Here is a 22616-nt window from a genome sequence, read left to right on the forward strand (position 1 = left end):
CCCTTAAAACCATTCAGCCGCGTGCGGCGGCGATCTTGATCAGTTTGGCGTAGTAGAAGCCGTCGTGCCCGCCTTCCTGCGCGAGCAATTGGCGGCCGTGGGGCTGCTTGAGGCCGGCGGTGGTCGCAAGGTCCAGTTCCCGAGCGCCGCTGGTGCGGGCAAGGAAGGCTTCGATGACCTCGGTGTTCTCGGTGGGCAAGGTGGAACAGGTGGCGTACAGCAGCACGCCACCGACTTCCAGGGTTGGCCACAGCGCGTCGAGCAGTTCGCCTTGCAGCACGGCCAGGGCGGCGATGTCGTCGGCTTGGCGGGTCAGTTTGATATCCGGATGGCGACGGATCACGCCGGTTGCCGAGCACGGCGCGTCCAGCAGGATGCGCTGGAACGGTTTGCCGTCCCACCAAGTGGCGGTGTCACGGCCGTCGGCGGCGATCAGGTCGGCGCTCAATCCCAGGCGTGCGAGGTTTTCCCGCACGCGCACCAGGCGTTTGGCTTCCAGGTCGACGGCCACTACACCTGCCAGGTCTTTTTCGACTTCCAGGATGTGACAGGTCTTACCGCCAGGGGCGCAGCAGGCGTCCAATACGCGTTGACCGGGCGCCAGGTCGAGCAGGTCGGCGGCCAATTGCGCGGCTTCGTCCTGCACGCTGATCCAGCCGTCGGCAAAGCCCGGCAGGCTGCGCACGTCGGCGGCGGCTTCGAGCACGATGCCGTCGATGCTGTACACGCACGGCGTGGCATTGATGCCGGCCTCGCTGAGCAAGTGCAGGTAAGCGTCGCGGCTGTGATGGCGACGGTTGACCCGCAGGATCATCGGCGGATGCGCATTGTTCGCCGCGCAAATCGCTTCCCATTGCTGCGGCCAGAAGGCCTTCAGGGATTTTTGCAGCCAGCGCGGGTGGGCGGTGCGCACCACCGGGTCGTGTTCCAGTTCGGCCAACAGCGCTTCGCTTTCACGCTGGGCGCGGCGCAGCACGGCATTGAGCAAGGCCTTGGCCCAGGGTTTTTTCAGCTTGTCGGCGCAACCAACCGTCTCACCGATGGCGGCGTGAGCCGGCACACGGGTGTAGAGCAATTGATAAAGGCCGACCAGCAGCAGCGCTTCAACATCGGCATCGGCCGCCTTGAAGGGTTTTTGCAGCAGCTTGGCCGCCAGCGCCGACAACCGTGGCTGCCAACGCGCGGTGCCGAAGGCCAGGTCCTGAGTGAAACCGCGATCACGGTCCTCGACCTTATCCAGCTGGACAGGCAATGAACTGTTCAACGAAGCCTTGCCGTTGAGTACGGCAGCGAGCGCCTTGGCGGCGGCCAGACGCGGGTTCATTGAGCGGCCACTCCAAGGAGGGTGCCGGGGGTGAATTTCTCACGGCGGCTGTTGAACAGATCGCTGAAATTCAGCGCCTTGCCACCGGGCAACTGCAGGCGGGTCAGGCACAGCGCCTGTTCACCGCAGGCGACCAACAGGCCGTCCTTGCTGGCACCGATGATTTCTCCGGGCGCGCCTTTGCCATCGGCCAGGCTCGCAGCCAGCACTTTCAAGGTTTCGCCGTTGAGCGTGCTGTGGCAGATCGGCCAAGGGTTGAATGCACGCACCAGGCGCTCCAGCTCGACGGCGGGGCGGCTCCAGTCGATACGAGCTTCGTCTTTGTTCAGTTTGTGAGCGTAGGTGGCCAGGCTGTCGTCCTGCACTTCCCCTTCGAGGGTGCCGGCAGCGAGACCTGCGATGGCCTGGATGACGGCGGGCGGGCCCATTTCAGCCAGACGGTCATGCAGGCTGCCGCCAGTGTCCTGAGCGGTGATCGGGGTGGTGACTTTGAGCAGCATCGGGCCGGTGTCCAAGCCTGCTTCCATGCGCATCACGGTCACGCCGCTTTCGCTGTCGCCCGCTTCTACCGCGCGCTGGATCGGCGCCGCTCCGCGCCAGCGTGGCAAGAGCGACGCGTGGCTGTTGATGCAGCCCAGGCGTGGGATGTCGAGCACGGCCTGGGGCAGGATCAAGCCGTAGGCGACGACTACCAAAAGGTCCGGCTTCAATGCGGCCAGCTCAGCCTGGGCCTCGGCGTTGCGCAAGGTGGGCGGCTGCAGCACGGGGATAGCGTGCTCCAGCGCCAGTTGCTTGACCGGGCTTGGCATCAGTTTTTGCCCGCGCCCGGCCGGGCGATCCGGCTGGGTGTATACCGCAACGATTTCATAAGGGCTGGCAAGCAGCGCCTTGAGGTGTTCGGCGGCAAATTCGGGGGTACCGGCAAAAACAATGCGCAGTGGCTCGGTCATCGGAGTTCTCGGTTAAAAGCAGTCACAAAAGAAAAAGGCTTGCCGCAGCAAGCCTTTGGAAGGTGGGCATCAAGCTTGCTGGCGATGCTTTTTTTCCAGCTTCTTCTTGATCCGGTCACGTTTGAGCGTGGACAGGTAATCGACAAACAGCTTGCCGTTGAGGTGGTCGCACTCGTGCTGGATACACACCGCCAGCAGGCCTTCGGCAATCAGCTCGAACGGCTTGCCGTCGCGGTCCAGGGCCTTGATCTTCACGCGCAACGGGCGTTCGACGTTCTCGTAGAACTCCGGCACCGACAGGCAGCCTTCCTGGTATTCGCCCATCTCGTCGGTCAGCGGTTCGAACTCGGGGTTGATGTACACCCGTGGTTCGCTGCGATCTTCGGACAGGTCCATGACCACGACGCGCAGGTGCACGTTGACCTGGGTCGCGGCGAGGCCGATGCCCGGGGCTTCATACATTGTTTCAAACATGTCATCGACCAACTGACGAACCTTGTCGTCCACTACGGCCACCGGCTTGGCGATCGTGCGCAGGCGCGAGTCGGGAAATTCGAGGATGTTCAAAATAGCCATAAGCGTAATTGCTGCACATGTGAGGTAGAGGCAAATCGGCGGTGGGATGGACCCAGGCAGCCGGTGTGAAACGTTCGAAAGCCGCGAAGGCCTTGGCGTTTCACGCGAACGCACATAATAAAGGAGATTGACCCCATGAGGAAATCGCTACTCGTCTTGCTGCTGTGGGCCCCGTTCGCCATGGCGCTGATTCCATCGTCCGACCCACGCCTGGACGCCACCACGCAAAAGGCTATCCAGGCTTTTCTGGTGCACAACCGCATATTCGATTCGCCCAAGGATCTGGACAACGCTCCCTACATTGTCGCCGCCGATGCCGGGCGCGTGCTGGGCGCCAATGGTGAGCGCATCTATGCCAGAGGCGATCTGGACCCGACCCAGCCTAACTATGGAATTTTCCGCCGGGGCAAGGCCTACACCGACCCCGACACCCAAGAACTGCTCGGGATCAATGCCGACGACATCGGCACTGCGCGCTTCCTGCGGGCCGATGATCTCACCACCCTGGCCGTGCAAAGGGTTACGCAGGAAATTCGTCCCGGCGACCGTTTGCTTCGCGCCGAACCTGGCATCAGCCTGGCCAGCCCGACAACAGCCGCGCCCTTCGTTGAAGGGCACATCATCGACGTCCCCAGAGGCCTATCGCAGGCCGGCCTGCTGGATGCGGTGACCCTGAACAGGGGGCGCCGGGATGGACTGGTCGAGGGCCAGTTGCTCAGCGTGATCAGGGCCGGCGCTTCGGTGCGCGATGCACTGACGGGCGCTCCGACGAGCCTGCCGGATGTTCGAGCCGGCACCCTGCTGGTGTTTCGCACCTATGAAAAGCTCAGCTATGCCCTGGTTCTCAGCGCCTCACGCTCCCTGGCGGTGATGGACCGTTTCGAGACGGCCGATCAAGCGCAATAAATAGCCTGCTAAATAAGTTACCAACAGAGTTATCCACAGCTTGTTCCGGTCAAGGATGATCAGATGTTTCCGATAAACAGCAATGAAGTTTCCCCGGCAGAGCTGGAAGCCCGACTACGCTTGCACAGGCTGCCGGAACTGGGGCCCCAGCGCTTTCGCGTGTTGATCGAGGCGTTCGGCTCTGCTTCCAAAGCCATCAGTGCCCCTGCCAGTGCCTGGCGTTCTCTCGGGTTGCCGGCCGTCAGTGCCGACGCCCGGCGCAGCCCGCAGATCCGTGATGGGGCCAGTGCGGCGCTGGCCTGGCTCGACCGTCCGGCCCAGCATTTACTGATGTGGGACCAGCCTGAGTACCCGGCGCTGCTCGGCCAGATCGATGGCGCACCGCCGCTGTTATTCGTGGCTGGCGACCCGACCCTGCTGGAAAAGCCGCAGCTGGCCATGGTGGGTAGCCGTCGGGCTTCGCGCCCTGGCATGGACACCGCAGCCGCCTTTTCCCGCAGCCTGGCAAGCGCCGGTTTTGTCATCACCAGCGGCCTTGCGCTGGGTATCGATGGTGCGGCCCATCAGGCGGCATTGGATGTCGGCGGTCACACCATCGGTGTGCTCGGCACGGGCCTGCAAAATTTTTATCCACAGCGCCACAAGAAGCTCGCCGACGCGATGATCGCCCAAGGCAGCGCGGTCGTTTCCGAGTTTCCGTTGGATGCCCCGCCCCAGGCCGGCAACTTCCCACGGCGCAATCGCATCATCAGCGGTTTGTCCCTGGGGGTTCTGGTTGTGGAAGCCAGCACGGCCAGCGGTTCGCTGATCACCGCACGGCTGGCTGCCGAGCAAGGGCGTGAGGTTTATGCCATTCCAGGTTCCATTCATCACCCGGGAGCCAAAGGCTGTCATCAGTTGATCCGCGATGGCGCGGTGCTGGTGGAAACCATCGAGCACATCCTTGAAGGCTTGCGCGGTTGGCAGGCGTTGTCACGGCCTTCACCGGTGCCGGTGGTTCATCCGCTGGTGGCCTTGCTGCGCGCGGCTCCGCACACCAGCGAAGCCCTGGCGATTGCCAGCGGCCGGCCGCTGTCCCAGGTGTTGGCGACCCTGACCGAGCTGGAACTCGAAGGCCAGGTAATTTGTGAAAGCGGGCGCTGGCTAGCGCGGGGCGCACTGCTGTAGGGAGCTTTTCTAGCTGGGTTTTGTAACGAAGATCGGTAAACTGCCCAGAGCTTTAGTTCGGAGAGTAAACAATGGTCAACAGGTGGCGTGTGCTGGAAGCCGCACGAGAAATTCGCGCAGGTGCGGTGATTGCCTATCCGACCGAAGCGGTCTGGGGCCTGGGCTGCGATCCGTGGAACGAAGAAGCGGTGGACCGTCTGCTGGCGATCAAGAATCGCTCGGTGGATAAGGGCCTGATCCTGGTAGCCGATAACATTCGCCAGTTCGACTTCCTGTTCGAGGATTTCCCTGACACCTGGATCGAGCGCATGGCCAGCACCTGGCCTGGGCCGAATACCTGGCTGGTGCCCCATCAGGACCTGCTGCCGGCATGGGTCACGGGTGTGCATGACACCGTGGCGCTGCGGGTCAGTGACCACCCATTGGTGCGGGATTTGTGCGCCCAGGTCGGGCCGTTGATTTCCACCTCGGCCAACCCCCAGGGCCGCCCGGCGGCGCGTACGCGGATCCGGGTGGAGCAGTATTTCCGTGGGCAAGTGGACCTTGTGCTGGGTGGCGCCCTGGGTGGGCGCAAGAACCCGAGCCTGATTCGTGACCTGGTGACGGGAGATGTGGTGCGACCGTCTTGAGACCCGTCGCGCCCATCGGGGGCAAGCCCCCTCCTACATTTGATCGGTGTTTGTCATGACAACTCGGTCAAGGGTGGGAGGGGGCTTGCCCGCGACGACTTGCTCAAGGCAGCAGAATGGTTGAGCCGGTCGTGCGCCGCGCCGACAACTCGGTCTGCGCTTTGGCCGCGTCCGCCAGTGCATAACGCTGGTTGATGTCGATGCGCACCTTGCCGCTTTTGATCATCGAGAACAGATCATCGGCCATCACCTGCAAGTCCTTCGGATTGCTCGCGTAGGTCGCCAGCGTCGGGCGGGTGACATACAACGAACCCTTGGCCGACAGAATCCCCAGGTTCACCCCGTCCACTGCGCCGGAGGCGTTACCAAAGCTCACCACCAACCCACGCGGTGCCACGCTGTCCAGCGAGGTCAGCCAGGTGTCCTTGCCGACACCGTCATACACCACTGGCACCTTTTTGCCGTCGGTCAATTCCAGCACGCGCTGTGCGACATTTTCTTTGCTGTAGTCGATGGTTTCCCAGGCGCCCAGGGATTTGGCCAGGGCGGCTTTCTCCGGGGAGCTCACCGTACCGATCAACTTGACGCCCAACGCCTTGGCCCATTGGCAGGCCAGGGAGCCCACACCGCCGGCAGCAGCGTGGAACAGAATGGTTTCGCCGCCCTTCAACTCATAGGTCTGGCGCAACAGGTACTGCACGGTCAGGCCTTTGAGCATGGCGCCAGCAGCCTGTTCGAAGCTGATGTCGTCGGGCAGGTGCACCAGGTTGGCGGCGGGCAATACGTGCAATTGGCTGTAGGCGCCCAGCGGGCCGCTGCCATAGGCGACGCGGTCGCCGACCTTGAACTGGCTGACTTCACTGCCCACGGCGTCGACCACACCGGCGCCCTCGGCGCCCAGCCCCGATGGCAGGGCCGGTGGTGCGTAAAGACCGCTGCGAAAGTAAGTGTCGATGAAGTTCAGGCCAATGGCTTCGTTACGCACCCGAACCTGCTGTGGGCCAGGCTCCGCTGGCGTGTAGTCCACATACTCGAGCACTTCGGGGCCGCCATGGGCGCTGAACTGGATACGTTTGGCCATTTACCTTCTCCTTGGGTCGACTGTACAAAGGTCCCTATCGGACTCCTAAGCTTGATCTTCGTCAACTGCGACGGCACCGGGTGCGGTGGTATCCTGTGCGCCCATTTGCCGCCGACGCCCGATGGCCTCGCGTAGCTTTGCTCGATTCAAGGTGATGCCATGACTACCCGCACCGAGGCTGTTAAAGCCTACCTGCTTGACCTGCAAGACCGTATTTGCAGCGCCCTGGAAACCTTCGAGACGGACACGCGCTTTATCGAAGACGCCTGGACCCGGCCTGCCGGTGGCGGCGGTCGCACCCGTGTGATTGAAAACGGATCGGTCATCGAAAAAGGCGGCGTTAACTTTTCCCACGTGTTCGGCAGCGGCCTGCCACCGTCCGCCAGTGCGCACCGCCCGGAACTGGCCGGTCGCGGTTTCGAGGCGTTGGGTGTGTCCCTGGTGATCCATCCTCACAACCCCCATGTGCCGACTTCCCACGCCAATGTGCGCTTTTTCATCGCTGAAAAAGAAGGCGAAGAGCCGGTGTGGTGGTTCGGTGGCGGCTTTGACCTCACGCCGTATTACGCCAACGAAGAGGACTGCATCCACTGGCATCGCGTTGCCGAGCAGGCCTGTGCGCCGTTTGGCCCGGACGTCTACTCGCGCTACAAAGCCTGGTGCGATACCTATTTCCACATCAAGCACCGTAACGAGCCGCGTGGCATTGGCGGCCTGTTTTTCGATGATTTGAACGAGTGGGGCTTCGACACTTGCTTCGCGTTCATTCGCGCCATCGGTGATGCCTACATCGACGCCTACCTGCCGATCGTGCAACGCCGCCAGGCGATGGCCTACACCGAACAGCAGCGCCAGTTCCAGGAATTCCGCCGGGGTCGCTACGTGGAGTTCAACCTGGTCTATGACCGTGGCACCCTGTTCGGCCTGCAATCGGGCGGGCGTACCGAGTCGATCCTGATGTCGCTGCCGCCCCAGGTGCGCTGGAGCTACGACTGGAAAGCCGAAGCCGGCAGCGAGGAAGCACGCCTTACCGACTATTTTCTGCAGGACCGGGACTGGCTCGGCCTTGCTGCGCCCAAGGCGGCGGTGTGATGGATCGTTATGTTGTCTTCGGCAACCCCATCGGCCACAGCAAGTCGCCGTTGATTCACCGCATGTTCGCCGAGCAGACCGGTGAGCAACTGGACTACAGCACACTGCTCGCGCCGCTGGAGGATTTCACCGGCTGCGCCCGTGAGTTCTTTCAACACGGCCGGGGTGCGAATGTCACGGTGCCGTTCAAGGAAGACGCTTTCCGGCTGGCCGACACCCTCACCGAGCGTGCCCGGCGCGCCGGTGCGGTGAATACACTGAGCAAGCTGGCCGACGGCACGTTGCTGGGCGACAACACTGACGGTGCCGGCCTGGTGCGCGACCTGACGGTGAACGCGGGGCTGGACCTGCAGGGCAAACGCATCCTGCTGCTGGGCGCCGGTGGCGCGGTGCGCGGTGTATTGGAGCCGTTGCTGGCGCAGCAACCCTCCTCTTTGATCATCGCCAACCGTACGGTGGAAAAGGCCGAGTTGCTCGCTGAGCTGTTCGACGATCTGGGCCCGGTGTCTGCCAGTGGTTTCGATTGGCTGCGTGAGCCGGTAGACGTGATTATCAATGCCACCTCCGCCAGCCTGACGGGTGATGTACCGCCGATTGCTGCCAGCCTGATCGAGCCGGGCAAGACGGTCTGCTACGACATGATGTACGCCAAGGAACCCACCGCGTTCTGCCGCTGGGCTGAGAAACAGGGTGCTGCGGTAGCGATGGATGGCCTGGGCATGCTGGTGGAACAAGCGGCGCAAGCCTTCTTCCTGTGGCGCGGCGTGCGCCCGGATTCGGCGCCGGTACTGGCCGAACTGCGCCGTCAGTTGGTCTGATGCAAATCAAATGTGGGAGGGGGCTTGCCCCCGATTGCGGTCTGTCAGCTACCCCTATGTTGGCTGAAACACCGCTATCGGGGGCAAGCCCCCTCCCACAGTTTGATCGCGTTCAGTCTTCGAAATAGATGGGGCACTTGTCAGGCCCTTCCAGTTTCTTCAGTTCTTCAACCACTTGTGGCCTGGCCCCGCGCAACGTCAGGCTGCGCCCCGACCCCGCCAACCGTCGGGCTTCCTGGTGCAGCATCTCTACCCCGGAGTAGTCGATGAAGTTGATCTGCTGCGACTCGATCACCACCCGCTCGCCCTGCAAACGTTGCAGGCGTACTTGCAGGTAATGGCTGGCGCCAAAAAAGATTGAGCCGCCTACCCTCAATACATCCTCGTCACCGTCGCGCCAGTGCTGAACCCGTGGTTGCGAGGTGCGCTTGAGGTAGAAAAACAGCGACGCGAGTACCCCCGCATAAATCGCCGTCTGCAGTTCCAGCAATAACGTGGCGACGCACGTCAGGCCCATCACCACGAACTCGGCGCGGCTCACGCGGAATAACGCACGGATGGCTCGGTGGTCCACCAGGCCCCAGCAGATCAGCAGGATACTCGCCGCCATGCTGGGGATCGGAATGTGGGCGATCAACCCCGCGCCAAACAGCGCGAACAGCGCCACCCAGAGCGCCGAAAACACGCCGGCCAGTGGTGAGCGGGCGCCCGCTTCATAACTGAGGCCGGAGCGGGTGAAGGAACCTGCCGACAGATACCCGCAGAAAAACCCGCCGATGATGTTGGATAAACCTTGGGCGCGAACCTCCTGATTCGCGTCGAGCACTTGCTGTGACCGCGCCGACAGTGAGCGTGCAATCGACAGGCTGGTCACCAGGCCCAACATGCCCACTGCCACGGCACTGGGTAGCAAGCGCAGGATCGTCTCCAGGTCCATCGGCAGCGCGCGCAAGGGCGGCAGCTTGCCGACAAACGAGCTGACCAGCGCCACATGCCCCAATAGCGACGGCCACAGCCACGCGGCCAGGCTGCCCAGGGCCAGGGCGATCAACAAAGTCGGCCAGCGTGGCATCAGGTATTTGAGCAGCGCCCCGACAAGCAACGTGCCCAAGCCCAGGGCGAGCGAGGCATGGTCCCATTCGCCGGCATGCTCGATCAGCGCCAGCAGGCTGTCGATGGCGGTGGCCTGGCTCGGAACGTCCAGCCCCAGCAGGTTGGGCACCTGCCCGAGCGCGATTACCACGGCGGCACCGAGGGTAAAACCGAGCACCACGGAATGGGAGACAAAATTCACCAGCGCGCCGAAGCGCAGCAGGCCCAGTAACCACTGAAACACGCCAGCGAGAAAGGTCAGCAGCAGGATCAATGTGATGTAGTCCTGGGACCCCGGCACCGCCAGCGGGCTGACACTGGCATAGAGCACGATGGAGATCGCCGCGGTAGGGCCGCAGATCAGGTGCCATGACGAGCCCCACAGACAAGCGATCATTACCGGAACGATGGCAGCGTAGAGCCCGTATTCAGGTGGGAGCCCTGCGATCAGTGCGTAGGCAATCGACTGCGGCAGTGCGAGCACTGCGCCACTCAGACCCACGATGGCATCGCGGCCGACGCTGGCGCGGGTTTGGCGTGGCAGCCAGCTGAGGAAGGGCAACAGTGTGTGGCGGTTGGGCCGGGACATCGCAGGCTCGAATTTGAAGATTGGGCTAGGTTATCAGTACACACAGGCCTCTGTGGGAGGGGGCTTGCTCCCGATAGCGGTGTGCCAGTCACCAGATGTATCGACTGAAACACCGCTATCGGGAGCAAGCCCCCTCCCACATTTGGATCGTGGTGTGTCTTAGAGTTTGGCTTTTACAGCGGCCAAGGCATCCTGGCCGTCCAGGGTTTTAACGCCTTCCAGCCACTTATCCAACACCGCAGGATTGGCCTTGATCCAGGCCTTCGCGGCATCGGCATTGCTGACCTTCTTATTCGCCACTTCAGCCATGATGCTGTTCTCCATGTCTTGAGTGAAACTCAGGTTGGTCAGCAGTTTCCCCACATTCGGGCAGGCTTGCGCATAGCCCTTGCGGGTCAGGGTGTAGACGCTGCCGGTGTCGCCAAAATACTTCTCGCCGCCTTTGAGGTAATGCATGTTCAACTGCACGTTCATCGGGTGCGGCGTCCAGCCGAGGAAGGTGACGAAGCGCTGTTTCTTCACCGCCCGCGAGACTTCGGCGAGCATCGCCTGTTCACTCGACTCGATCAACTTCCACTGGCCAAGCTCGAAGTCGTTTTTCTTGATGATCTCCTGCAGAGAAATATTGGCCGGTGCGCCGGAGCCGATGCCGTAGATCTTCTTGTCGAACTTGTCGGCGAATTTATTCAGATCGGCAAAATCATGCACGCCGGCATCCCACACATAGTCCGGCACAGCGAGGGTGAACTCGGTGCCGTCGAGGTTTTTGGCCAGTTGCACCACATCGCCATTGGCCACGAACTTGTCATAAAAGCCTTGCTGCGCCGGCATCCAGTTGCCCATGAACACATCAACCTGGCCGTCCTTGAGACCGCCGAAAGTAATCGGCACCGCCAGCGTGTCGACCTTGGCCTTGTAGCCCATGCCGGTCAGCAGGAAGCCGGTGATGGCGTTGGTCGCCGCAATGTCGCTCCAGCCGGGATCGGCCATTTTCACCGTTTCACAACTGGCGTCGGCGTAGGCGTTGGCGCTGCTCAACGCCAGAATGCCCAGCACTACCGTTAACTTTTGCATGGCCTTCCCTCTGTATTTATTGGTGTTGGCAGGGTTGTGGGTAACGTGCCTTGCGCTCCAGGTCGTCGAGGTCGATATGGTTGCGCATGTACTGCTGGCTGGCGTCTACCAGCGGCTGGTGGTCCCAGCTCTTGAGCTTGCCCTGGGTCAGTGCTTCGAACACCAGGCGACGGCGGCGTTGGCTGGCGAGTGCCTGTTGGTGGATCGCCGGGATGTCCCATTTGGCCCGCGCCTCGTTCAAAAACGCCTCGAACAGTGCCCGGTGTTCCGGTGACTGGCTGAGGTTCTCCCGTTCATGCGGGTCGTTGTGCACATCGAACAGTAGACAAGGGTCGTCTTCGCTGTAGATGAATTTGTAGGCGCCGCGGCGAATCATCATCAGCGGGCTGATGGTGCCTTCGGCCATGTATTCGCCAAAGACTTCGTCGTGCCCGCCCTGGCCTTGCAAGTGCGGCAGCAGCGAACGGCCGTCCAGTGGCAGGCGCGGGTCCAGCTCGCCGCCGGCCAATTCCACCAGGGTGGGCAGCAGATCGGCGGTCGAGACGGCCTGGGTCACACGGCGCGCCGCGAATTGCCCCGGCGCGCTGATCAGCAGCGGCACGCGGGCGGCCATTTCGAACCAGTGCATTTTGTACCAGAGCCCACGTTCGCCCAGCATGTCGCCGTGGTCACCCGAGAAGATGATCAGGGTGTCATCGGCCAGCCCGGTGTCTTCCAGGGTTTGCAGCAGCTTGCCGACGTTGCTGTCGATGTAGCTGCAGGCGCCGAAATAGGCACGGCGGGCATCGCGGATCTTATCCACCGGCAGCGGTTTGCCCCACAGGTCGTAGACCTTGAGCAAACGCTGGGAATGCGGGTCGAGATCACCCTGCGCAGGCGTTTCAGGCAAGGGGATGTCGTGGTCGTCGTACAGGTCCCAGAACGGCTTGGGAATGGTGTACGGATCATGCGGATGGGTCATCGACACCGTCAGGCAGAACGGTTGGTCGCCGTCCTCGCGAATATGGTCGAACAGGTATTGCTGGGCCTTGAACACCACCTCTTCGTCAAAATCCAGCTGATTGGTACGCACGCACGGCCCGGCTTGCAGCACCGAGGACATGTTGTGATACCAGGTGGGGCGCACATCCGGTTCATCCCAGTTCACCGCCCAGCCGTAGTCGGCCGGGTAGATGTCGCTGGTCAGGCGCTCTTCATAGCCATGCAACTGGTCGGGCCCGCAGAAATGCATCTTGCCCGACAGCGCGGTGCGGTAGCCGAGGCGACGCAGGTAGTGGGCGTAGGTGGGCACATCGGCCGGGAAGTCCGCCGCGTTGTCATAAGCGCCAATCTTGCTCGGCAGCTGGCCGCTGACCAGGGTAAAGCGCGACGGCGCGCACAGTGGGCTGTTGCAATAGGCGGCGTCGAACACCACAGCGTTTTCGGCGAGGCGGCTCAGGTTCGGCAACTTGATCGGGGAAGGTCCGTAGAACGGTAGCATCGGCGCGGCCATTTGATCGGCCATGATGAAAAGAATGTTCTTGCGCTTCATGGTTTCTCGGCATTCCATAGGCGGTGTTTATGCGAACCAGCATGGAGTCCTCTGAAAACCGGGTAAAGCCCATGAATCACAATGCCTAGGATAAGCACAGCTTATGTATGAAGCGCTCGGTGACCTCTCCCTCGATCTGCTGCGTGCGTTTGAAGCGGCTGCGCGCCAGCGCAGTTTCACGGGCGCCGCGATGGAGCTGGGCACCACCCAACCGGCCATCAGCCAGCAGATCAAACGTCTGGAAGAGCAGTTGGCGATCCGCTTGTTCGACCGTATCTACCGTGGCATCGAATTGACCGATGCGGGTGCCCTGCTGTTCGAACAGGTTCAAGCCGGCCTGCAAACCATCAACCTGGGCCTGAGCACGGTCACCCAGCAGGACCAGCACGAAGTGCTGCAAGTGGCCACCGACTTTGCCTTCGCCGCCTACTGGCTGATGCCGCGCCTGCATCGCTTCCATGAGGCCAACCCGCAGGTCGACGTCAGCCTGGTGACCAGCGAGCGCAACCACGCCAGCCTGCGCAGTGACATCGACGTGGCTGTGCTGTTTGGCGATGGGCGCTTCAAGCAGGGCGACAGCCTGTGGCTGTTCAACGAAGAAGTCTTCCCGGTGTGCAGCCCGCAGTGGCTGAAGAACCAGACCGCCCCGCTGACGGTGCAAACCCTGCCGGACTATCCCTTGCTGCACCTGCGCCAGGAAAACAACAGCCAGTGGTTCGACTGGGCTGGTGTATTCCGCGAGCTGGGTATCAGCGCCGCGCCCACGCCTGGGCAATTGCGTTTCGACAATTACACCCTGCTGATCCAGGCGGCGATTGCCGGCCAGGGCGTCGCCATCGGCTGGCGCCATCTGGTGGACAATCTGCTGGAGCAGAACTGGCTGTGCAGGCCGATCAGCGACACGGTGATCTCGCGTTTCGGCTATTACGTGGTGCAACCCCAGCGCAAGCGTCGCGGGCAGTTGGTCGAACGCTTCGTCGATTGGCTGGTGGCGGAGCAGGCCAGCAGCGCGCAGTCATTGACCGGGCTGGCCCTGCCGTCGATTGCGGTCTAGGATCGGCGCACAGGGATCGGGAGTCCGTCATGCAACGTATCAAGGGCTATCACGCCCATATCTACTTCGACGCCAGTACGATCGACCAGGCGCGCACCTTGTGCGAAGACGCGGCGGCGCTCTTCCCGCTGCGCATGGGCCGCGTGCATGAGCGCCCGGTGGGCCCGCACCCGGACTGGAGCTGCCAGTTGGCGTTCGAGCCGGAATACATCGGGGTGGTGCTGCCGTGGCTGGCGCTGCATCGCAAGGGCCTGGTGGTCTTCCTGCATCCCGAGACCGGCGATGACCTGAAGGATCACACTGATTACGCGATCTGGATGGGTGCGATGCGCGAGCTGGATTTGTCTATTTTTTAACCTCTGTCTACCGACGCCATCGTCATCTTCTTAACAAGGTGTAGGATTTTGCATTGCCATATCTCAATATATGGGACTGTTATTTATATATTGAGATTTAAACAGGCATAGGTTTATATTCGCCCATCTGCTTATTTCAGCACCCACTCATTTCAGGTGAAGCGATGCAGGCGCAATTGATCGCGCTCGATTGGGGAACAAGCTCCCTTCGTGCTTACAAACTCGGCCCCGCAGGCGTGGTGCTGGAACAACGCTCACTGGCGTCGGGCATCATGCATTTGCCCAGCGAACCGCGTGACATCGCCGGTGTTCACTGCAGCAACGGTTTTGAATTGGCCTTTGATACCGCCTGTGGCGATTGGCTCGACGCCCAGCCCGAACTGCCGGTGATCGCCTGCGGCATGGTCGGCAGTGCACAGGGTTGGAGCGAAGCGGCTTATCGCAACACCCCGGTCGATGTCGCCCGCCTGGGCCAGGCGTTGCACAAGGTGCGCAGCGTGCGTGGCGTGGATGTGCATATCGTGCCGGGCGTGATCGAACAGGTCGGACTGCCCAATGTGATGCGCGGCGAAGAAACCCAGGTGCTCGGCGTGCTGCACGGGCTTGCGAGCGACGTGCTGATCGGCCTGCCGGGCAGCCATTCCAAGTGGGTCGAGGTGGTCGAGGGCTGTATCACGCACTTCGACACATTCATGACCGGTGAGCTGTTCGCAGTATTGAGCAGCCACAGCATCCTGGGGCGTACCCAGAAACCATCGGAACATTTCCAGACCGAGGCATTCGACCGGGGCGTGCATGTCGCGCTGTCGTCAGACGGCCAACGCGGCGTGCTCTCGACCCTCTTCAGCGCCCGCACCCTCGGGCTCACCGCCGAACTCACCCCAGAGCAGCAGCCCGACTACCTGTCCGGCCTGCTCATCGGCCATGAGCTCGCCGGGTTACCCGACAGCGCAAAGCACAAGCCGATCATCCTGGTCGGCGCCGCCGCGCTCTGCGCCCGCTATCAACGCGCCCTCGCCCTTTGCGGCTTTGCCCACGTCAGCCTGGCGCAGGAAGCCAGCGAGCGCGGCTTGTGGCAACTGGCCGTGGCGGCCGGGCTCACTCAACCTGTAACGGAGGCCTGACATGCTCAAGACAGCACTCGCACAAAACGGTTTGATCGCGATCCTGCGCGGTGTGCGCCCGGACGAAGCCGAAGCCGTCGGCCAGGTGTTGTACCAGGCCGGCTTTCGCGTGATCGAAGTGCCGCTGAACTCGCCCGATCCCTACACCAGCATCCGTACCCTGCGCGACAGCCTGCCCGCCGATTGCCTGATCGGTGCCGGCACGGTGCTGACGCCCGAGCAGGTCGAGCAGGTCAAGGCCGCTGGCGGGCAAGTGATTGTCATGCCCCACAGTGATGCCAAGGTCTTGCGTGCGGCCAAAGCGGCGGGCTTGTACCTGTCGCCGGGCGTCGCCACGCCGACCGAAGCGTTTGCCGCACTGGCCGAAGGGGCCGACGTATTGAAGCTGTTCCCGGCCGAGCAAATGGGCCCGGCGGTGATCAAGGCGTGGCTGGCGGTATTGCCGGCGGGCACGTTGTTGCTGCCGGTCGGCGGTATTACCCCGGACAACATGCAGGTGTTCACCGACGCCGGTGCCAAAGGCTTCGGCCTGGGCTCGGGCCTGTTCAAACCGGGCATGAGCGTGGAGCAGGTTGCGAGCCGCGCCCAGGCGTATGTCGCGGCCTGGAAAGCCCTCGGCTGATTTCAAGTTTCGCGCCTGCTGGCGCCGCATCTACAAGAGAGATAACAGATGAAAATCACCAAACTGACGACCTTCATCGTCCCGCCGCGCTGGTGCTTCCTCAAGGTCGAAACCGACCAGGGCGTCACCGGCTGGGGTGAGCCTGTGGTTGAAGGTCGCGCCCACACCGTGGCCGCTGCTGTCGAAGAATTGTCCGACTACCTGATCGGTAAAGACCCACGCAATATCGAAGACATCTGGACCGTGCTCTACCGCGGCGGTTTCTACCGTGGTGGCGCGGTGCACATGAGCGCCCTCGCCGGTATCGACCAGGCACTGTGGGACATCAAGGGCAAGGCCCTGGGCGTTTCGGTCAGTGACCTGCTGGGCGGCCAGGTGCGTGACAAGATCCGCGTGTATTCGTGGATCGGTGGCGACCGCCCGGCCGACACCGCCCGCGCCGCCAAAGAAGCCGTGGCGCGAGGTTTCACTGCGGTGAAAATGAACGGCACCGAGGAGCTGCAGTTTGTCGACAGCTTCGAAAAAGTCGACCTGGCCCTGGCCAACGTCGCTGCCGTGCGCGATGCGGTCGGGCCTAACGTGGGCATCGGCGTCGACTTCCATGGCCGGGTACACAAGCCCATGGCCAAGGTCCTGATGAAGGAGCTTGACCCGTACAAGCTGATGTTCATCGAAGAGCCGGTGCTCAGCGAGAACTACGAGGCCCTCAAGGAACTGGCACCGCTGACCAGCACCCCGATCGCCCTGGGCGAGCGCCTGTTCTCGCGCTGGGACTTCAAGCGCGTGCTCAGCGAAGGCTATGTCGACATCATCCAGCCGGATGCTTCCCACGCCGGCGGCATCACCGAGACCCGCAAGATCGCCAACATGGCCGAAGCCTACGACGTGGCGCTGGCCCTGCACTGCCCGCTGGGCCCGATTGCCCTCGCCGCCTGCCTGCAACTGGATGCCGTTTGCTACAACGCGTTCATCCAGGAGCAAAGCCTGGGCATTCACTACAACGAGAGCAACGACCTGCTCGACTACGTGCGTGACCCGGGTGTGTTCGATTATGACCAGGGCTTCGTGAAGATCCCCAACGGGCCGGGCCTGGGCATTGAGATCAATGAGGAATACGTGATCGAACGTGCGGCCATCGGCCACCGCTGGCGCAACCCGATCTGGCGCCATGCCGACGGCAGTTTCGCCGAGTGGTGATTTCCAACTGAGATAACAGGGTCAAAAGATGTGGGAGGGGGCAAGCCCCCTCCCACATTTGATTCGGTTTCTTCAGTCAGTCCTGTTCCAGACCTCAATAAACATAAAAAGAGGCACCTCCCATGCAACCTGAATCCTTCACCGGGCAGGCTTCTTTAGTCACGCCTAGCCGAAAGCGCTTTTTCATCATGGTGCTGCTGTTCATCACCGTGGTGATCAACTACCTCGACCGCAGCAACCTGTCGATTGCCGCCCCTGCGTTGACCAGCGAGCTGGGCATCGACCCGGTCCACGTCGGCCTGATTTTCTCCGCATTCGGCTGGACCTACGCGGCAATGCAGATTCCTGGCGGCTGGCTGGTGGACCGTGTTCCGCCGCGCATTCTCTACACCGCCGCTCTGCTGCTGTGGTCCATCGCCACCGTGATGCTGGGCTTTGCCGCCAGCTTCATCGCGTTGTTCGTGTTGCGCATGGCCGTCGGCGCGCTGGAAGCCCCGGCCTACCCGATCAACAGCCGGGTTGTGACCACCTGGTTCCCCGAGCGCGAGCGCGCCACCGCGATTGGCGTCTATACCTCCGGGCAGTTTGTCGGGCTGGCGTTTCTCACGCCCGTGCTGGCCTGGCTGCAGCATGCGTTCGGCTGGCATATGGTGTTCGTCGCCACCGGTGGCGTGGGCATTCTGTGGGCGGTGATCTGGTATGCGGTGTACCGCGAGCCGAAAGATTTCAAAGGCGCCAACGCCGCCGAAATCGAGCTGATCCGCGAAGGTGGCGGCCTGGTGGACATGCAGGAAAAAGCCGCCAAGGCGCCGTTCAGTTGGGTCGACCTCGGCATTGTGCTGAGCAAGCGCAAACTCTGGGGCATCTACCTGGGCCAGTTCTGCCTGAATTCCACGCTGTGGTTTTTCCTGACCTGGTTCCCCACCTACCTGGTGAAGTATCGCGGCATGGATTTCATCAAGTCCGGCCTGCTGGCCTCGCTGCCCTTCCTGGCGGCGTTCGTCGGTGTCCTGTGTTCCGGGATTTTTTCCGACTGGCTGATTCGCCGAGGCGCCTCGGTGGGCTTTGCGCGCAAGTTGCCGATCATTGGCGGGCTGCTGATTTCCACCGCGATCATTGGCGCCAACTACGTGGAGTCGACAGCCTGGGTCATTGCATTCCTGGCGGTGGCGTTCTTCGGCAATGGCCTGGCGTCAATCACCTGGTCGCTGGTGTCCACCCTTGCACCCGCACGTTTGCTGGGGCTGACCGGTGGCGTGTTCAACTTCATCGGTAACCTGTCGGCCATTGCCACGCCAATCGTGATTGGTTTTCTCGCCAGCGGTGATTCGTTTGCGCCAGCGATTACCTATATCGCGGTGCTGGCGTTGCTTGGCGCGCTTTCCTACGTGCTGCTGGTGGGCAAGGTCGAGCGGATCGAGCTGTGAAATCGGGCGACCTTGAGGTCGCCCTTTTTTTGCCTGCTTACGGCACCGACATCTCGTTACGGAACACGTTGTGCGGGTCCCAATGCCGCTTGGTGCGCCGCAGGCGGCTTTCTATCGGCGTCTCGGGGCAGAAAATCTTGTACCAAAGGGGGTTTTTAGCGTTTGCCGGGTCACCGCCGATGTGGGTCATGTCCAGATCCGGGTAGTTGATATAGCACCCTTCGAACTGGTCATTCAGGGGAACGCCCTGGTCATTGGCGAAGGCTTGGAAAAACAGCCCTTGAATCCAGCGGGCATGGGCCTGGTCCGCTGCCTCGCCAGCATCTTGCCAATAACATTGCGGTTGCCACTTCAGATAGGACGAACGCTGTGAAACCGACGACTCTTTGCGGACCGCTGGTGTGGGCTCGTTGATGCGCCCGCCGAACGACTGGATTTGTATCAGGCTCTGGGTCAAGTGTTCATCGGGGTCGTCCAAGTGCAACGTGTCCCAGATCGCCTGGAGTACCGCAGGCGTGAATTCACCCTTTTGGTACGCTGACTTGTAGCGCCCGCGCAGGTTGTCGCCCGAGCCATTCAGGGTTTGCTGGCACACCAGCCAATCCAGGCGTCGTGCGGCCGCCAACGCGTCCGGCAACGCCTGGATGCTACGTCCGCGGGCGCCGCCGCTTGGCATATGCACGACGTGAAACGGCACCAGGCATTCGGTCGCAGGCAGGCCGATGGCACCGAGCATGTTTGCGACGAAATCTTCGAAGGGTGCCTGGTCCGCCAGCCCTCCGTCCCGATCAACATAATGGATGCCCAGGGTCACATTCCCGGTGTGCTGATGGCGCATCTCCAGTTTGGTGGCCAAGCCCCAGGTGTCGGGATTGCCCTGGTTGCGGGCGAACCAGTCCTGGTACGCGACAAGCAGGTCGTCAAGCCTGGATTTTTCAGTCAGCAGCGACCAATCCCATTCCAGTGCCAGCCAGAGCACTTCCTTCGGCGCGTCGGGCAATGCCTTGAAGTAGTAACTGGTGATGATGCCGAATTGACCGCCTCCTGCGCCGCAACACGCCGCGAAGAGGTCGAGCTCGTCAGGGTCTGTGCTGTCTCGGGACACATGCACCGGTTCCAGGCCTTTGCCCTCTGCGTTCGGCACCAACATATCCACACCGTGCAGCCAATCGCACACCAGGCCGTGTTTGCGTGACAGCAGCCCATAGCCGCCCCCGCAGATGTGCCCGCCCAGGCCCACCGAATAGCACGAGCCGCCCGGCAGCGTTTTATTGGCGAGTTTGTACAGGCTGACATAGGCATCCCAATTCTGCCCTCCGGCCTCCAGGCGGAAGCTGTAGCGCTCGGGCCGTTCGTTTACCAACTGCGAAGGAATATTCCCGTCGGCATCGTAGACCACTTGGTTCAACGCACTGATATCCAGGATCGACAGCACCTCGCTGGCGTCACCGGGCATTCTGTTGGAGACAAAGCCTTCGTAGCAATGGCCGCCGCTGCGCACCGTAATGCGGCCAGAGTCGAGCGACAGCGCCTGGGCAGCCGCCGCCATGATGTCGTCCGAACTGTGGCAGATATAGATGAAGTCAGCGCCATTGGGCGAAGACTCGCCCTGCACATTGCCCAATGGCCAGCGCAGGTTGAAGCCTTTTTGCAGGGTGGAATGACGGGGGTCCGAAGACGTGATCAGATCAAATGCCATGATGTACTCCTGAGAGCCAAAGATGACTTCTGATGCAGCTAACTTAACGACCGGGAGGCAAGAACGGCGCAAGGCTTGCAGAGGCGGTTAGACGGCAATAGGCATGAAGTGCTTGTGGGTGACGAAATGTCACCCACAAGCCTAGCGCAGGAATAGAAACCGACGCGTTTACCGGCGAGCGTTACGCACGCCTTCGGCCAACGCCGCGCAATGGCTCAATACGCCATCGATGGCTTGCTGGTCATTGCTGGCGTTGGCGATGTGATCGATCAGCGCAGAACCCACCACTACACCTTCCGCCAGGCGCGCGATGGCTGCCGCTTGTTCGGGTGTACGGATACCGAAGCCGATGCTGATCGGCAGGTCGGTGTGGCGACGCAGGCGGGTCACGGCTTCTTCGACGTGTTCCAGGGTGGCGGCACCGGCACCGGTCACGCCGGCCACCGACACGTAGTACACAAAGCCAGAGCTGCCATTGAGTACCGTCGGCAGGCGGGCGTCGTCCGTGGTCGGCGTGGTCAGGCGGATAAAGTCGATGCCGGCGGCCTGGGCCGGGTCGCACAGCTCGCCGTTATGCTCGGGCGGCATGTCCACCACGATCAGGCCGTCTACGCCGGCTTCCCTGGCATCGGTGATGAACTGCGGCACGCCGTATTTGTGGATCGGGTTGAAGTAACCCATCAGCACCAGCGGCGTGTCGTTGTTGTCCTTGCGGAACTCGCGGACCATCTGCAGGGTTTTCGCCAGGTTCTGCTTGGCTTCAAGTGCACGGATGTTGGCCAGCTGGATCGCCGGGCCGTCGGCCATCGGGTCGGTGAAGGGCATGCCCAGCTCGATCACATCGGCGCCGGCGGCGGGCAGGCCCTTGAGGATGGCCAGCGAAGCGTCATAACCCGGGTCGCCGGCGGTGACGAAGGTCACCAGGGCGGCGCGGTTTTGTTCTTTCAGCTGCGCAAAGCGGGTTTGCAGGCGGCTCATCAGTGTTTCTCCTGCTGGCTGGTTTCCATATGGTGCATCACGGTCTGCATGTCTTTGTCACCACGGCCGGACAGGTTGATCACCATCAGATGATCCTTGGGCAGGGTCGGTGCACGCTTGAACACTTCGGCCAGGGCGTGGGCGCTTTCCAGGGCCGGAATAATCCCTTCCAGACGGCAGCATTTGTGGAATGCCTCCAAGGCTTCATCGTCCGTCACCGAGGTGTACTGGACGCGGCCGATGTCGTGCAACCAGGCGTGTTCGGGGCCGATGCCGGGGTAGTCCAGGCCTGCGGAAATCGAGTGGGCGTCGATGATCTGGCCATCGTCGTCCTGCAGCAGGAAGGTGCGGTTGCCGTGCAATACACCAGGCACCCCGCCGTTGAGGCTGGCGGCGTGCTTGCCGGTTTCGATGCCATGGCCGGCCGCTTCAACGCCGATGATCTCGACGCTGGTGTCATCCAGGAACGGGTGGAACAAGCCCATGGCGTTGGAGCCGCCACCGATGCACGCCACCAGGCTGTCCGGCAGGCGGCCTTCCTGGGCTTGCAGCTGGTCGCGGGTTTCCTTGCCGATCACGGCCTGGAAATCGCGCACCATGGCCGGGTACGGGTGCGGGCCGGCCACGGTGCCGATCAGGTAGAAGGTGCTGTCGACGTTGGTCACCCAGTCACGCAGGGCCTCGTTCATCGCGTCTTTGAGGGTGCCGGTGCCAGCGACCACCGGGATCACTTCGGCGCCCAGCAGCTTCATGCGAAATACGTTGGCTTGCTGGCGCTCGATGTCGGTGGTGCCCATGTAGATCACGCATTGCAGGCCAAAGCGCGCGGCGACGGTGGCGGTGGCCACGCCGTGCATGCCGGCGCCGGTCTCGGCGATGATGCGTTTCTTGCCCATGCGCCGCGCCAGCAGGATCTGGCCGATGCAATTGTTGATCTTGTGCGCGCCGGTATGGTTGAGCTCTTCGCGCTTGAGGTAGATCTTGGCGCCGCCGCAGAACTCAGTCAGGCGTTCAGCGAAGTACAGCGGGCTTGGGCGCCCGACGTAATCGCGCTGGAAGTAGGCCAATTCTTCGTTGAACGACGGATCGATTTTGGCCGCTTCGTATTCACGGGCCAGTTCAAGGATCAACGGCATCAGGGTTTCAGCGACGTAGCGGCCGCCAAACGCGCCAAACAGGCCGTTGGTGTCGGGGCCGTTGCGCAGATCGGACTGGGACTGAGTCATGGGACGCTCCAGGAAAGAATGGATGCAGAAAACAATGAGGGCCACTCTACCCCTGCCGCCCCCGGCTGAAAACCGATAAGATCGCCGCAACCTGTCAGGAAAAC

General features: G+C 62.1%; 21 protein-coding genes. 11 read left to right on the forward strand and 10 right to left on the reverse strand.

All coding sequences use genetic code 11. The features are described from left to right. Positions 1-13: 13 nt before the first annotated feature. From rsmB to def, 3 genes are all read right to left on the reverse strand, one after another. The gene (rsmB, locus tag SC318_RS00225) at positions 14-1324 is read right to left on the reverse strand and encodes a 16S rRNA (cytosine(967)-C(5))-methyltransferase RsmB (protein ID WP_320429170.1); all 1311 of its coding nucleotides are present in this window, start codon (positions 1322-1324) and stop codon (positions 14-16) included. Further along, a complete protein-coding gene (gene fmt / locus SC318_RS00230) occupies positions 1321-2274 on the reverse strand; it encodes a methionyl-tRNA formyltransferase (RefSeq protein WP_320429171.1) in 954 nt (317 codons plus the stop codon). The genes rsmB and fmt overlap by 4 nt, the downstream gene beginning before the upstream one ends. A gap of 69 nt (positions 2275-2343) precedes the next feature. Next, positions 2344-2850: a peptide deformylase gene (gene def, locus SC318_RS00235; RefSeq protein ID WP_005783383.1), complete on the reverse strand. Its 507-nt coding sequence runs from the start codon at positions 2848-2850 to the stop codon at positions 2344-2346. 135 nt (positions 2851-2985) lie between these two features. On the opposite strand from def, the gene SC318_RS00240 reads away from it, so the two are divergent. The 3 genes from SC318_RS00240 (at position 2986) to SC318_RS00250 (ending at position 5552) form a co-directional block, all read left to right on the forward strand. Further along, positions 2986-3756, forward strand: a complete 771-nt coding sequence (locus SC318_RS00240; RefSeq protein WP_320429172.1) for a peptidoglycan-binding protein — start codon at positions 2986-2988, stop codon at positions 3754-3756. Positions 3757-3819: 63 nt separating this feature from the next. Further along, the gene (gene dprA / locus SC318_RS00245; protein WP_320429173.1) at positions 3820-4923 is read left to right on the forward strand and encodes a DNA-processing protein DprA; all 1104 of its coding nucleotides are present in this window, start codon (positions 3820-3822) and stop codon (positions 4921-4923) included. 71 nt (positions 4924-4994) lie between these two features. Continuing rightward, positions 4995-5552, forward strand: coding sequence for an L-threonylcarbamoyladenylate synthase type 1 TsaC (locus SC318_RS00250; RefSeq protein ID WP_320429174.1), 558 nt, complete (start codon positions 4995-4997; stop codon positions 5550-5552). 103 nt (positions 5553-5655) lie between these two features. Here the strand turns inward: SC318_RS00250 and SC318_RS00255 are convergent, their stop codons facing one another. After that, positions 5656-6633: an NADPH:quinone reductase gene (locus SC318_RS00255; protein ID WP_320429175.1), complete on the reverse strand. Its 978-nt coding sequence runs from the start codon at positions 6631-6633 to the stop codon at positions 5656-5658. A gap of 159 nt (positions 6634-6792) precedes the next feature. On the opposite strand from SC318_RS00255, the gene hemF reads away from it, so the two are divergent. Beyond that, on the forward strand, positions 6793-7725 hold the full coding sequence (hemF, locus tag SC318_RS00260) for an oxygen-dependent coproporphyrinogen oxidase (RefSeq protein WP_320429176.1): 933 nt from the start codon (positions 6793-6795) through the stop codon (positions 7723-7725). After that, entirely contained in the window at positions 7725-8543 is an 819-nt protein-coding gene (aroE, locus tag SC318_RS00265; protein WP_320429177.1) for a shikimate dehydrogenase, read from the forward strand. The genes hemF and aroE overlap by 1 nt, the downstream gene beginning before the upstream one ends. 112 nt (positions 8544-8655) lie before the next feature. Here the strand turns inward: aroE and SC318_RS00270 are convergent, their stop codons facing one another. The 3 genes from SC318_RS00270 to betC form a co-directional block, all read right to left on the reverse strand. Then, on the reverse strand, positions 8656-10224 hold the full coding sequence (locus SC318_RS00270; protein ID WP_320429178.1) for a SulP family inorganic anion transporter: 1569 nt from the start codon (positions 10222-10224) through the stop codon (positions 8656-8658). A 159-nt stretch (positions 10225-10383) separates the two neighbouring features. Further along, entirely contained in the window at positions 10384-11298 is a 915-nt protein-coding gene (gene choX / locus SC318_RS00275) for a choline ABC transporter substrate-binding protein (RefSeq protein WP_320429179.1), read from the reverse strand. Between the two features lie 16 nt (positions 11299-11314). Further along, complete coding sequence (gene betC, locus SC318_RS00280) at positions 11315-12829, reverse strand: choline-sulfatase (RefSeq protein ID WP_320429180.1); 1515 nt, start codon at positions 12827-12829, stop codon at positions 11315-11317. 103 nt (positions 12830-12932) lie between these two features. On the opposite strand from betC, the gene SC318_RS00285 reads away from it, so the two are divergent. The 6 genes from SC318_RS00285 to SC318_RS00310 all read left to right on the forward strand — a co-directional run bounded on the left by SC318_RS00285 (position 12933) and on the right by SC318_RS00310 (position 18609). Then, a complete protein-coding gene (locus SC318_RS00285; RefSeq protein WP_320429181.1) occupies positions 12933-13883 on the forward strand; it encodes a choline sulfate utilization transcriptional regulator in 951 nt (316 codons plus the stop codon). 29 nt (positions 13884-13912) lie between these two features. Then, a complete protein-coding gene (locus tag SC318_RS00290; protein ID WP_320429182.1) occupies positions 13913-14239 on the forward strand; it encodes a DOPA 4,5-dioxygenase family protein in 327 nt (108 codons plus the stop codon). A 164-nt stretch (positions 14240-14403) separates the two neighbouring features. Beyond that, positions 14404-15363: a 2-dehydro-3-deoxygalactonokinase gene (locus tag SC318_RS00295; protein WP_320429183.1), complete on the forward strand. Its 960-nt coding sequence runs from the start codon at positions 14404-14406 to the stop codon at positions 15361-15363. A 1-nt stretch (position 15364) separates the two neighbouring features. After that, positions 15365-15985: a 2-dehydro-3-deoxy-6-phosphogalactonate aldolase gene (locus SC318_RS00300; RefSeq protein ID WP_124384455.1), complete on the forward strand. Its 621-nt coding sequence runs from the start codon at positions 15365-15367 to the stop codon at positions 15983-15985. A gap of 48 nt (positions 15986-16033) precedes the next feature. Further along, positions 16034-17182, forward strand: a complete 1149-nt coding sequence (gene dgoD / locus SC318_RS00305) for a galactonate dehydratase (protein ID WP_003170741.1) — start codon at positions 16034-16036, stop codon at positions 17180-17182. Positions 17183-17304: 122 nt separating this feature from the next. Then, positions 17305-18609 carry an MFS transporter gene (locus tag SC318_RS00310; RefSeq protein WP_320429184.1) on the forward strand — a complete coding sequence of 435 codons (1305 nt, stop codon included), beginning with the start codon at positions 17305-17307 and terminating at the stop codon, positions 18607-18609. 37 nt (positions 18610-18646) lie between these two features. On the opposite strand, the gene SC318_RS00315 is transcribed toward SC318_RS00310, so the two are convergent. The 3 genes from SC318_RS00315 to trpB form a co-directional block, all read right to left on the reverse strand. After that, on the reverse strand, positions 18647-20308 hold the full coding sequence (locus SC318_RS00315) for an FAD-binding oxidoreductase (RefSeq protein ID WP_320429185.1): 1662 nt from the start codon (positions 20306-20308) through the stop codon (positions 18647-18649). Positions 20309-20476: 168 nt separating this feature from the next. After that, the gene (trpA, locus tag SC318_RS00320) at positions 20477-21286 is read right to left on the reverse strand and encodes a tryptophan synthase subunit alpha (protein WP_320429186.1); all 810 of its coding nucleotides are present in this window, start codon (positions 21284-21286) and stop codon (positions 20477-20479) included. Then, positions 21286-22512 carry a tryptophan synthase subunit beta gene (gene trpB / locus SC318_RS00325; RefSeq protein WP_320429187.1) on the reverse strand — a complete coding sequence of 409 codons (1227 nt, stop codon included), beginning with the start codon at positions 22510-22512 and terminating at the stop codon, positions 21286-21288. Before trpB ends, trpA begins: the two co-directional genes overlap by 1 nt. Positions 22513-22616: the final 104 nt, after the last annotated feature.

This window comes from Pseudomonas sp. MUP55, assembly GCF_034043515.1.
In the GTDB taxonomy this organism is placed as follows: Bacteria; Pseudomonadota; Gammaproteobacteria; order Pseudomonadales; family Pseudomonadaceae; genus Aquipseudomonas.